Origin of the sequence: Bacillus sp. FSL R5-0712 (assembly GCF_038593285.1) — a bacterium.
Classification (GTDB): Bacteria; Bacillota; Bacilli; order Bacillales; family Bacillaceae; genus Bacillus; species Bacillus safensis.
Genome location: NZ_CP151981.1, coordinates 761,081 through 773,055, shown reverse-complemented (window position 1 = coordinate 773,055; position 11,975 = coordinate 761,081). Strand labels below are relative to the sequence as shown.

At 41.9% G+C, this 11,975-nt stretch carries 14 protein-coding genes; 7 read left to right on the top strand and 7 right to left on the bottom strand.

Features of this window, described 5'->3' with window-relative positions:
• On the bottom strand, nt 1-765 hold the full coding sequence (gene rfbF / locus NSU11_RS03675; RefSeq protein WP_342493792.1) for a glucose-1-phosphate cytidylyltransferase: 765 nt from the start codon (nt 763-765) through the stop codon (nt 1-3).
• A gap of 356 nt (nt 766-1,121) precedes the next feature.
• Between rfbF and NSU11_RS03670 the strand changes: the two genes are divergently transcribed.
• Entirely contained in the window at nt 1,122-1,271 is a 150-nt protein-coding gene (locus tag NSU11_RS03670) for a DUF1540 domain-containing protein (protein WP_073204211.1), read from the top strand.
• 198 nt (nt 1,272-1,469) lie between these two features.
• Complete coding sequence (locus NSU11_RS03665; RefSeq protein WP_044335001.1) at nt 1,470-2,549, top strand: DUF3900 domain-containing protein; 1,080 nt, start codon at nt 1,470-1,472, stop codon at nt 2,547-2,549.
• Nucleotides 2,550-2,612: 63 nt separating this feature from the next.
• Here the strand turns inward: NSU11_RS03665 and NSU11_RS03660 are convergent, their stop codons facing one another.
• Complete coding sequence (locus NSU11_RS03660) at nt 2,613-3,815, bottom strand: MFS transporter (protein ID WP_044334999.1); 1,203 nt, start codon at nt 3,813-3,815, stop codon at nt 2,613-2,615.
• Nucleotides 3,816-3,918: 103 nt separating this feature from the next.
• Here NSU11_RS03660 and NSU11_RS03655 point away from each other — a divergent pair, with 103 nt between their 5' ends.
• Nucleotides 3,919-4,827 (top strand): LysR family transcriptional regulator, encoded by a 909-nt coding sequence (locus NSU11_RS03655; RefSeq protein WP_024424569.1) that lies wholly within the window; start codon nt 3,919-3,921, stop codon nt 4,825-4,827.
• Between the two features lie 36 nt (nt 4,828-4,863).
• Here the strand turns inward: NSU11_RS03655 and NSU11_RS03650 are convergent, their stop codons facing one another.
• Nucleotides 4,864-5,343, bottom strand: coding sequence for a YbaK/EbsC family protein (locus tag NSU11_RS03650; RefSeq protein WP_024426664.1), 480 nt, complete (start codon nt 5,341-5,343; stop codon nt 4,864-4,866).
• Between the two features lie 145 nt (nt 5,344-5,488).
• Here NSU11_RS03650 and NSU11_RS03645 point away from each other — a divergent pair, with 145 nt between their 5' ends.
• Nucleotides 5,489-6,688 carry an MFS transporter gene (locus NSU11_RS03645; protein WP_103132303.1) on the top strand — a complete coding sequence of 400 codons (1,200 nt, stop codon included), beginning with the start codon at nt 5,489-5,491 and terminating at the stop codon, nt 6,686-6,688.
• A gap of 17 nt (nt 6,689-6,705) precedes the next feature.
• Here NSU11_RS03645 and NSU11_RS03640 read toward each other — a convergent pair whose 3' ends face one another.
• Nucleotides 6,706-7,437 (bottom strand): MurR/RpiR family transcriptional regulator, encoded by a 732-nt coding sequence (locus NSU11_RS03640; protein WP_024424566.1) that lies wholly within the window; start codon nt 7,435-7,437, stop codon nt 6,706-6,708.
• Nucleotides 7,438-7,636: 199 nt separating this feature from the next.
• Between NSU11_RS03640 and NSU11_RS03635 the strand changes: the two genes are divergently transcribed.
• Nucleotides 7,637-8,965 (top strand): 6-phospho-beta-glucosidase, encoded by a 1,329-nt coding sequence (locus NSU11_RS03635; protein WP_024424565.1) that lies wholly within the window; start codon nt 7,637-7,639, stop codon nt 8,963-8,965.
• A 33-nt stretch (nt 8,966-8,998) separates the two neighbouring features.
• Here NSU11_RS03635 and NSU11_RS03630 read toward each other — a convergent pair whose 3' ends face one another.
• Complete coding sequence (locus NSU11_RS03630; protein ID WP_171464037.1) at nt 8,999-9,646, bottom strand: DUF3885 domain-containing protein; 648 nt, start codon at nt 9,644-9,646, stop codon at nt 8,999-9,001.
• A 114-nt stretch (nt 9,647-9,760) separates the two neighbouring features.
• On the opposite strand from NSU11_RS03630, the gene NSU11_RS03625 reads away from it, so the two are divergent.
• Nucleotides 9,761-9,967 carry a hypothetical protein gene (locus tag NSU11_RS03625; protein ID WP_149125901.1) on the top strand — a complete coding sequence of 69 codons (207 nt, stop codon included), beginning with the start codon at nt 9,761-9,763 and terminating at the stop codon, nt 9,965-9,967.
• A gap of 10 nt (nt 9,968-9,977) precedes the next feature.
• Here NSU11_RS03625 and NSU11_RS03620 read toward each other — a convergent pair whose 3' ends face one another.
• Both NSU11_RS03620 and NSU11_RS03615 read right to left on the bottom strand, forming a co-directional pair.
• Complete coding sequence (locus tag NSU11_RS03620; RefSeq protein WP_149125902.1) at nt 9,978-10,889, bottom strand: NAD(P)/FAD-dependent oxidoreductase; 912 nt, start codon at nt 10,887-10,889, stop codon at nt 9,978-9,980.
• 65 nt (nt 10,890-10,954) lie between these two features.
• Nucleotides 10,955-11,392 carry an Rrf2 family transcriptional regulator gene (locus NSU11_RS03615; protein ID WP_034623077.1) on the bottom strand — a complete coding sequence of 146 codons (438 nt, stop codon included), beginning with the start codon at nt 11,390-11,392 and terminating at the stop codon, nt 10,955-10,957.
• Nucleotides 11,393-11,576: 184 nt separating this feature from the next.
• On the opposite strand from NSU11_RS03615, the gene NSU11_RS03610 reads away from it, so the two are divergent.
• Nucleotides 11,577-11,948, top strand: a complete 372-nt coding sequence (locus NSU11_RS03610; protein WP_133744839.1) for a hypothetical protein — start codon at nt 11,577-11,579, stop codon at nt 11,946-11,948.
• Nucleotides 11,949-11,975 lie beyond the last annotated feature (27 nt).

Here is an 11,975-nt window from a genome sequence, read left to right as displayed (position 1 = left end):
TCACCAAACCTTCCATGGTTGTTTTCCATCTGTCCACATGTCGTTGATTTCCTTCAGGTTTTTATACGTATCAATTGCTGTCCAAAATCCGTGATGCTCATAAACGGCAAGCTCTCCATCATCCGCCAGTTTTTGAAGAGGCTCCGCTTCAAACACGCATTGATCATCATCTGTCAAATAATCAAATACCTTTGGAGACAACACAAAAAATCCTCCATTGATCATCCCGATACTGTCTGTCTTCTCAGAGAAGGATTGTGCCATCCCGTTATACACCTTCAGTGTCCCGTACTGGGACTTCTTTTCAATGCCTGTGACAGTCGCAGCTGCTCCAAGATCATGATGACGTTTCAGCAAATGAAACATATTGATATTGGCCAGTCCATCACCATACGTCATCATAAAGGTCTCATCACCAATGTAATCCTGTGCCTGCTTTAAACGTCCGCCTGTCATCGTATCTTCACCTGTATCTAAAAAGGTGATTTTCCAGTTCTCCTTTTTCCCTAAAAGCTTCATTTCTCCTGTCGCCATATCGAGCTGCATGCTGTGATGCTGCCAGTCGTAGTTCAGAAAGTACTCTTTGATCTTCTCTCCTTTATATCCAAGCAATAGGATAAATTCGTCTACACCGTAATACTGATAGATTTTCATAATATGCCATAGAATAGGCCGATCTCCGATCATAGCAAGTGGTTTAGGAAGCGCTTGTGTGACCTCACTCATTCTCGTTCCCTTTCCTCCGCAGAGAATGACTGCTTTCATCTTCTCCCCTCATCTCTCTATGAAGATTTTTTGATTAAAAACCCTATCTTTATGCGGAAAGTCAGTACATGTACCCCCATACTTTGTCCGACATCAGGTTTTGAATCTACTCTATTCATATGTCGAAATGAGAGAGTGTGCCACCTAGCATTTAACTATTTTTACAAATAAAAAAAGAGCGAGATTCATATTCTCGCTCTTCCAAAGTTTAAATTGTATATTTTCAGGGTAGATGGTATGATAAACATGTGCATAACCAGCACAAACAGCCTCTTTCTACAAAGAGACTACTAGATTGAATGAATTCAAGTGGCAGCTTGTTTCATTCTCAATATGAATTACGGAGGTGAATTCCCTTGGCACAAAACGTTCTTTGTGAAGTGAACTCTTGCCGTTTTTGGGCTGAAAACAGCTGTACCGCTTCTACCATTAAAATCGGTAAAAACACGATGACTGAAGTGACTCGCAATGCTGAAACTGATTGCGAAACATTTGAAACAAAATAATATTTTTCTCTGAGATGAAGGAACTGGCAGGTTCCTTCTTTTCTTTTACCATTCTATCAAGAATGATAATTATTATCAAGTGTTTTTCAATAAACATTTCTCGGGAAATAATGACACGATATTTCTCCATTCGTTGACGATTTTCACTCCTTTTTCTATACTCAACATATCCGAAGAAGAAAAAGTGGTGACCAATCAATGGATTTTACGATACGTTTTCTATCATTCTTTGTCGTGGAAGTCGAAGGCAAAGATGAACAAGCAAATAAACGATTTAAACATTATCAAACACTAGATCAAGAAGAATTTGAACAAAGTGAGCTGAAGGACTTTTTAGACGGTGAACTGAAAAAAATCGTCAAACGAAAAGTGGACAGACACCCTAAATCTGAACAAGTACCGACCAAAATTGGCCGATTTATTGTAGAACCCGGTCATGAGCTCGATTCAAACCCAAACTACAACCTATTTCATCAAACGAGATTTGCAGATACAAAAGAATTGTTTAATGAATGCAGTGAACAGTTTGTTCGCACATATTTAGATACAAGTGCTGTCAGAGGCGGCGTTTTTTTAGTTGCTTCTGCTGTTCCTAAAAAGTATTTCGATGATTCCTTTGTCTTTATTATGAAATGCGATTTCGAACAAAAAGTGGCTTCTATCGCTGATACATCTACCTTGATTAGAAAAGTCGAAATGGCTATTACGACAAAAAACATGAAATCGATTCAATACCCGTTTATGCCAGAAGAGGGAATGACTGAGGAAGCTGAAGTGAAAATTCACCAATCTTCACACGCTCGTTATTTTGAGGACTTTTTGAAATTCGTCGAATACGGTGAATCCATGCCTGAAATCATGAAATCACAGGTTATGAATATGGTACAGGAACAGGTTTTTGAAACATTACAGGATGAAAGTGAAGAATTAAAGCAGTTTGAAGAGGATCTTGAAATATGGGAAGCGAGTGAAAAGCGAGAAATTAGAGAAACACTCGATACAGAGCAGGTCACACAAGCGGCCTCCCATATTGTTGAACAAACCCCTGATATCACAATGAAAATGCGTCTAGGCGAAACGGAAATCAAAGGTCTTCTAGCAGACTTTGGCCACTCGATCCATATTGCAAAGCTCAACAATCGATATGTCGTGCTCGTTGAAGCAGATCAAATCGTCTTCGAAAAAGGAAGCACACCTGTTGAGTTTCATAAACCAAATGGGTTAAAAGAGGTGGTCAGCCAGCTGACGCAAAAAGCCTATGATTCAGATCTAGAATAAAAACACACGACTGCCTCTTGCATTCAGCGCATGAGGCAGTTTTTTTGTATAACGCTTGATTTATTACGCTGGATCAGAAGAAACATTCAGCTCCCTGCCTCTTGCCCACATGCTGACAAGCAATAAGCTTATGATGAGCATCAGCCAAAAGACGCTGCTTGACCCAAAAAACTGAATCATCGTATATCCGCACAAGGGTCCTAGAGCCGCTCCCATATCTTGAACAAAGGAATAGCTTGCGAGGAAGCGGTTTTTATCTGTTTGAGCAGACGCTTTTTGAAAAGCAAGCGTATCCGTTAATGTCGTTAAGATTGTTGAGAGCAGCTGGATCAAAAGCAGCATCACAAGAAACCAGCCGCTTACCTTCAGCATGACCGCCAGAAAACTGAGACCTCCAAATGAAAGAAACATCCAGCAAAGCGTTCGTTCCTTCATTACAAGCCCATCAAACCATCTGCCCGTTTTCGGTGCTACAAATGGTTCCCACCCCCATCTGAGCGCTTGAATGATTCCACTTAAAGCCGAAGCTCCGATAACAAAGCCGAACAGAGCAAATTCACCATGACCGATCCTTGCTTCAATGACATGACTGAGGGTTGATGCGAATAACCCTTGGATCACAAGTGCGATCAGCATACCTGTCATTAATACTTTTACAACATCTCGTGCAAGCCACCTCTGTTTGATGACTTGATACACCTGCCCCTCTTCTCCCTTTTCAATCTCATCCAAAGAGACATAAAAAATGATTCCTAGTAATGAGAGTAAACCAAAAACAAGCGTCATGAACTGGAAGCCGATCAGGCTGGCGAATATTCCGCCACATAACATGCCGAATAAACTGCCAAGCCGGTAAAGGCCATTATAAATGCCCGTATAATGCCCTTGAGAGCTTTCCTCCATCTCAGCAATTAATCTCATTCCACTCATACGCAATAACGTCCATGCCAGCCCCCAAGCGCAGCGGCAGATCAGCAGGAGCCAAAAACCGCTCACACCATATAGCACTGTGGTCACTGATGCAATCAAAATAGCGATCAATACACCGGTCTTCATTGGGACAAACCGATAGAGCCACCAAACGACAGGTGTTAGCGGGATGCGGATGAATCGGTTAATGGACAGCAGCAGCCCGACCTCCCAAATAGATGATAAACCAACCTCTTTCCAATAGATCGGAAGAACAATATAAAGCATTGAATCCCCAATCAGTGCAAATGCTGTGATAAGCGATATTGACACCACTTGCTTTTGACGATGATCCATTTTTCCTTCCCCCTTCGCTATCTTTACAATAAGGGATGCCTTATAATAAATCTAATGAATGTTTTTGATTAAACCATCAAAATAATTAATAGGTGGTGCAAAGTTGAATTTACATGCCCTTCGGATTTTTGCAAAGGTCGCAGAGACAAAAAGCGTTACACAAACAGCAGACGTGCTATCTTTGACACAGCCAGCTGTGACGGCTCAGCTTAGAAGCATTGAAAGTGAGATCGGTTTCCGTCTTTTTAAACGAAATGGCAGAGGCATTACACTTACGGAAATGGGAAAAATTCTATACCCTTATGCCCGGCAAGTGTTCGAGGCTGAAAAAGAAGTAGAATATCAGATCACACTTTTACAAAACGGAAAAAAGGGGCGGCTCCGCATCGCTTCTACCTATGTACCACTCAACTTTTTACTGCCAGATTGGCTTGCTGCTTTTAAAACATCTTCACCACAGACAGAAATTGAATTAAAAAGCGGAAACTCCGCTCAAGTTTTAGAGAGCCTGCTTCAATATGAATCAGATGTGGCCATCGCTGTGATCGAGGATCTGCACCATGAGGAGATCCTCACTTCTCATTTAACGAATTTAAGCTATGATTTTATTGTGCCGGCTGACCATCCGTTGAACGGAAAAACGGTCCCGCTGGAGCGCCTGAGTCAGGAGCCTTTTTTGATGCGGGAAGAAGGCAGTTCCACAAGAGATAAGCTCTTTTCTCTTTTTACCTCGAAAGGAATCAAAAAACCGACCGTTGATTTACAATTCAGCGGTGTTCATGAAGCGATTCAAATGATCAAAGCTGGATATGGCATCACACTTGTTCCCCGTGATGCGGTTCATGGCAGTCTCAAGCGGCAAGAAATTGGGCGCGTGTACATTGAAGGCATTGAGATCGTCAGACCGGTTGTTGTGTGCAAACGGGCGAATGATCTTGAAGAAAATAGAACCGTGGATGCCTTCCTGCAAATGAAAGGTATCGGTCCATTTACTACGCCTGCTGCCAATTAAAAAAGTGCCTGCTTCTGAAACAGGCACTTTTTTTCTCTATTCAGCTGGCTGCACGATGTCAAACGGTACAGCTTTTGAGGCTTTCACTAATTGTTCTGGGGTGATGAGGATTTCATTTCCCCATTCGCCTGCCCCAACACCTAATATTTCCTCTTCTAATAACGAAGCCTCAATAATGGTGCGGAATCCTTCTGGCTGCCAGCAAAACGGCGGAATCGAACCAATTCGATAGCCCGTCACTTCAAGAACCTTCTCCGGTGAAGCCATTTTAATATTACGGGAGCCGGCTGCTTTCTTGAGTTTCCCTGACTTAATATGCTGGTCAGCGCCAACCATCACAAGCAGCTGCTCTCCTTCTCCTGTTTCAAAAATCAATGTTTTAATCATTTGTCTTTCACGAAAACCAAGAGCTGCTGCTACATTTGCTGCTCCCTTTTCTGTTTCGGCAGAAAATGTTTTGACCTCATATGGGATGCCATGTTTGTCCAAAAAGTCATGTGCCGGTAATTTTTTCAATCGATTGAACCCCTTTCCTTACAATGTCCTTCATTTAGCTTATCACAATCTTCTCATCCTTAAGATGTATTTTTCAATGAAAAGCCTCTGGACACACCATCACCATGCTATACTGAACTTGTTTTTGAAAAGGAGCCGGTTTGATATGGGAAACAAGTTTTGGTGTTATACAAGCAGTAAAAGCCTTCTCATGCTGAGTGATATTTTATTTGTGATGACGATCACGTTTGTCATTTATCAAGATACACAATCTGTTGCCTATGCGGCTGTATTTCCGCTGATTAGAACAATATGCCAGCTATTGGCTGGGCTCTTCTCTCCTGTTTTAACCGATTACTTTCAAGCTGGCCGGCTATTGAAATGGGTCCCGCTTTTACGTCTTGGGATGCTCATCGTGTTTACAGCCCAATTTCATTTCTTTCAGCAGCATATGGTCTGGTTGTTTAGTGCGCTTATTTTGATTTCCCTCACAGGCGGGTTCATCAGTCCTTTAATGCAGGCCATCATGCCGATGCTTGTACCAGCAAATCAGCTTGTGAAAGCAAACAGTACAGCCTCCATTTTTCATCAAATGGTTCAAATCGCCGGTTATTCGTTCACTGGAATGCTGGTCCTATGGATCGGGCCATTTTATTTAATGTGGATCACCTGTGTCATGATTGTGTTGTCTTATCTATTATTCATCCCTGTCTTTCCTCTTCTTAAGCAAGAAGAGACGGTTCGAAAAGCAAATAAGATGAACAGCTTCAAAGATGGCTGGACGATCATTTGGAGAAATAAAACGGTTCGCACCCTGACCTTTATGGATGTTTGTGAAAATATTGCGGGTGCTGTGTGGATCGGGGCGATTACGCTTGCCTTTGTCACCCATGATTTAAAGCAAGGTGAGGAATGGTGGGGATTTATCAATGCCGCTTATTATACAGGTGCCATCATAGGCGGGCTCTTAGCTGCATGGATGAGTCAGTTTATTCAAAAACAGCTTCTCCTCTTTATGGCAGCTGGTTCATTCATTTATGCAGTGCTGACCATTGTCTATTCACTGAACAGCCTGCCGTGGCTTGCTTTGGTGCTTTGTATTTTGATGGGGCCTGCCTACCAAATCCGAGATGTTTCGCAGCAAACCATTCTTCAAACGGAAACGCCAGTACATGATTTATCAAAGGTGTATTCGGCTCACTACGTCCTTTCTTCAGTATCGGTCGGTTTATCTATTTTCTTTGTTGGATTGATTGCAGATGTATACGGGGCGAGGTCTGTGTATTTACTGGGCGGTCTATTTGTGCTCGTTTGTTCCGGCATTGCCATCCTTGCTTTTATGAAGCAGAAAAAAGAGAGCAGCTGATGTATGCAGCGGCTCTTTTACTTTTCTTTTAACATCGCAAACATGTCACGGGCCATGGCTTCTAAAATATACACAACTGGCGTCTGTGTGGTGATATTGGCTCTGTGGACCCGCTCATCTGTGACGTAGTAGGCAATATTTAAATCTGAAATGCGTGAAATCGTGCAGTGCTGGTTATTCGTAATACTAATGATCTTGCTGCCTTCTCTTTTTAACTTCGAAATATGATCAATCGTAATACTGTTCTCCCCTGATACAGACAGCACAATGGTGACACTATTGTCTAAATACTGCATATTCATCGGGAAAAACGGATCGTTGATGTAAAATGAAAATTTCTCAAGACTTGAAAAGTACCTCGCCCCATACTGCGCCAAAATGCCAGAACTGCCAGTTCCGATAAACAGCACATTTTTTGCCTCAGCAATGAGCTTCGCGGCCTCCTTAATTTTCCCCTCAAAGTCTCCCTTCAATGTTCGTTCAATAAATTCATATAGAAAGTGCTGTGTGCTTTTTAAAGAAGGTGTCTGCTCTGATTCTAAATACATTTTGAGCTTCACTTTAAACTCTGAAAAGCCTTCACAATTTACTTTTCGGCAAAAGCGAAGGACAGACGAGGTGGAAATATGTGCAGCATCTGCAAGATCTCGAATTCTCATGTACACGACCTTTTCACTGTTTTCCATGATATATCGGTATAAAGCGCTTTCTAGTTCATTAAAGCTGGAAATGACCTCACTTGAAAACATCTGACTTCCCCTTTCTCCAACTACATGTCACAATATGTTTCTTTTATGTAACAAATCTCTAAATAGGGCACCCTTGCCTAAAGACACTGAAGTCATTTACGCACATGATGCTCTCACGATAAGCTATAGATGTACAAACAAGAAAAAAGACTTTTCTCTATTATAACATTGCGCGTTACATTATTCGGAGGTGCAGAACATGGCAAAAGGATTAAAGGTTGTCACAATTGGCGGAGGATCAAGCTATACACCAGAGCTTGTAGAAGGATTTATTAAACGATACGATGAATTTCCGATTAGCGAGCTTTGGCTCGTTGATATTGAAGCGGGAAAAGAAAAACTTGAGATCGTCGGAAATCTTGCAAAACGCATGGTCAAAAAAGCAGGGCTCCCAATCGAGGTTCATTTAACATTAGATCGCAGGAAAGCTCTTGTAGATGCTGATTTTGTCACAACACAATTCCGTGTCGGACTTCTTGAAGCACGTATGAAGGATGAACGCATTCCTTTAAAATATGATGTCATTGGTCAAGAAACAAATGGTCCAGGAGGTCTATTCAAAGGACTTCGCACCATTCCTGTCATTCTTGATATTGTCAAAGATATTGAAGAGCTTTGCCCGAATGCATGGCTTGTGAATTTCACAAATCCAGCTGGTATGGTCACTGAAGCCGTTCTTCGTTATTCAAACCATCGTAAAGTCGTTGGTTTATGTAACGTGCCGATCGGCATTCGCATGGGAATCGCCAAAGGGCTTGGTGTCGACGCAAGCAGAGTCGAAGTCAGCTTTGCTGGATTAAACCATATGGTCTTTGGACTCAATGTATTCTTAGATGGCAAAAGCATCATGGATCAAGTCATCGAAGACATGGCTGATCCAAACTCCAGCATGTCGATGAACAACATTCAAGCGATTCCGTGGGATGCTGATTTCTTAAAAGGGCTTGGCGTCATTCCTTGTCCGTATCACCGTTACTACTACAAAACAAGTGATATGCTGGCTGAGGAAAAGAAAGCAGCAGCAAATGAAGGAACACGTGCTGAAGTCGTTCGCGCATTAGAAAATGATTTGTTCGAGCTTTACAAAGACCCTGATCTCGACATCAAGCCGCCACAGCTTGAAAAACGAGGCGGTGCCTACTACAGTGATGCGGCATGCAACTTGATTGCATCCATTTATAACGACAAGCATGACATTCAGCCTGTAAACACCATTAATAACGGGGCTATTAGTGACATTCCAAATGATTCTGCGGTTGAACTCAACTGTGTGATCACAAAAGACGGTCCTAAACCAATCGCTGTTGGTGAAATGCCGGTCGCTGTCAAAGGACTTATTTCTCAAATTAAATCCTTTGAACGTGTAGCTGCTGAAGCAGCCGTGACAGGCGATTACAACACAGCTCTTGTCGCAATGACCATCAACCCGCTTGTCCCATCAGATGCAATTGCAAAAAGCATCCTAGATGAAATGCTAGAAGCACACAAAGAATATTTGCCACAGTTCTTCAATAAAGTAGAAGCATAAAAAGAAGCCGCACTTGTCGAAAGTGCGGTTTTTTTATTTGGCTGCAAACAGCCGGTCCATCTGAGGACGATCATAGTCTAATAGCCAGTGCTGTAAGCCTTCATAGACTGGGCGTAGACGCTCAGCATCTGCCGCAATGAGATCACAGCCTCGATCATCATATAAGTGAAAAATCATTTTTTTTGAGAGATTCATTAGGTAAATTTCATACCCCAGTTTTCCCTTCAAGATTTGATTCGGTGCATAGAAATCCTCCTGGCACATCGCATGGAGAAGCGGACGCAATCGAATGTCTTGCAGCTGGCATTTGAGTGTAAATCTCTCTAATGTCAGTGAATCTTCTATTTCTGGACGTACATAAGTCAAAAGCTCGTGGCGCAATCTGTTCCTCACTTGCCGATGCACATATTTTTGATAGACAAGGAGCTTACGCTTCGTTAATTCATGTTCATGATCTGTATACACATCCGTCACAAGCAGCATCTCGTCTTCTGGATCAAAAACATATTTCACAATCTCTAAAGCACGATCTCCCGCTTTTTCTAATACAATCGATTCTTTTCCTAATGACCAATCTGCCACTTCAAACCGAAGCCCAATAGGCCACTCATAAAAAAGAGGCGGCGTGAGGATAAGATGAGGAAAATGATTTTTTAGAAACATATTTGTTTGATCACTCATTTGCTTTCCTTTCACTCGTTTTATTTTTCATTTTACCGTTGAAACATATAGGGAAACAAATTGGAAATAAACTGTCATTTCTTATATGATAGAAAGAGATGGAGGTGTGGTCAATTGAAAACATCAAAATGGTTTTTACAAGTGTTCCTTACAGCACTGATCACCATGTGGATACAGGCTGGACTTGATCAGGCGAACATCATTCAGATCACCAATGTATGGGTCGATGTCAGCAGCTGGATCCTGATCTTCTTTGTCATCTACGCACTTTTTGAATGGACAGCTCACGTCTTAGCAAAACAGAAAACCGTTCATCGCTGAACATCTCTTTTCATAGAGATGTTTTTTCTTGAAACTCTTCTTGCACCAGTTCATGAATGACACCCATTCCTGCCTGGCTTCCAGCTGCTGCTGCGAGAACTAACTGAGCAGGACCGCCTAGATTATCACCACATGCAAAGACACCACTGACGGTTGTACGTCCAAGGATATCTGTTTCAATACCAGCATTCTTCGTCATTTGACAGCCTAGTTTTTCAGCAAATGGGGCTGACTGCTTGAATTCACTTGCGACAAAACCGCCTTCCCTTTTTACTGTCTCCCCATTTGCAAGCTGGAGAGAGCGCAGCTGCCCATTGTCTTGATCAATCGACACAATTGGCACATCAATGACTTGAATAGAATGTGCCGTCAGAAGTACCTTGTCCTCTTCAGCCAACACGTGCCCATTCGTAAACACGATCAAATCCTTTGTCCAATTGGAAAGAAGCTTAGCCATATGCAGGGCTCGCTGACTCTCTGCAATGAGGGCAAGTTCTTTGTCCTTTAATTCCCATCCATCACAGAAAGGACAGCTAAACAACGTTTTTCCGTACACATCATGAATTCCTTCGATCTCTGGCAGTATATCCTGAAGACCTGTTGCTAAAATGATTTTTTTCGCTTTGAATGTATCCCCCTCGTGTGTTAGTAACGTAAATCTTTCCTCTTTCTTTTGTATATCAACAATTCGACTTCGTTTGATTTTGATATTAGGGTATTTTTGAAGATCTGCCTCTCCCGCTCGTCTGATCTCAAACGGTGTCATTCCATCGTTTGTAATAAATCCATGTGATTCCTGCGTCACTCGATTTCTTGGCAGCTCATCATCAAATACAATGACCTGCTTTCTGCCTCTCCCTACAACAAGTGCTGCACTTAATCCGGCTGGCCCGCCTCCGATAATGGCACAATCTAATAACATATCAATCTCTCCTTTTCTATTCAAGACTTTAAAGACTCTTAATATCTATAATTAGTTCAAAAAAATCACATGTTGAAAAATGGATTTTTTTCTGTCTGTTCAATTTGGTTCGCAATATCAATTAACCGTTTTTGACTTAATGTCTCCTGCATTTTCGTTTCAACATCCTGCATAACTTGTTCAATCAAACAGCCATCATGAGGCATAAAGGAGTCATGCTCTAAGGAGCAGCGAAATAAATTCGTTTGTCCTTCTACAGCCTGAATGACATCTAAAAAAGAAATGTCTTCCTTTCGTTTGATAAGGGTATAACCTCCCTTTGCACCAGGAGTTGATTCAATCAATCCCGCCTTCACAAGCTTTGTTAAAATTTTGGATAAATAAGTTGGTGAAAGGTCTTGCATCTTAGCAAGAGGCTCAACGCCAATCGCTTTACCCTTTGGCGCAAGAGTTAAAAACACCATCGTATGCAGCGCATAGTTGGTTGCTTTAGAATATTTCATAAGGAAACCCCTTTCTATCTATTATAGACCTTTTATATCTGTAATTGATCATAGATGATTCAAGAGAAAAAAGCAAGAGTTGTGAATCTGCTCCACTTTTCATTCCACATTTCACATTTCCTTCCGATAATAGAAGTAAGCACGAAATAAAGTTTTGATTGAGAACTAGAAGGAGTGAAGAAAAATGTCAGATCAACAGCACAATGCAGCACACGAAGAAGAAGAGGAATTTAACGTATACGACATGCTTCCGCCCGCAGGTACAATCATCGGAGAAGCAACAGAAGAAGAAATGGATGCCGCAGCAGCACTTGAAGTGAGACATGTCGCGTTCATGCGCCTTCAAGATATGTTCATTCAATTTGATGGCTCGTCTTACAAAGACTTATTAAAAGACTTTCAAGAATTCGAAATGGATTCCACAAAATTCTGGAGAGCCATTGCTAGACGTCTTCAAATTCCGTACGAGTGGCCAATCCGAATCGACCACGCAAACGGCCCTATTTATATTGGTGAAACAGAGGATAGCCGTGAGGTTGAGGAGACCGCAGAGTAAGGAATGGCGGCCCCCTTTTGGTAAGGA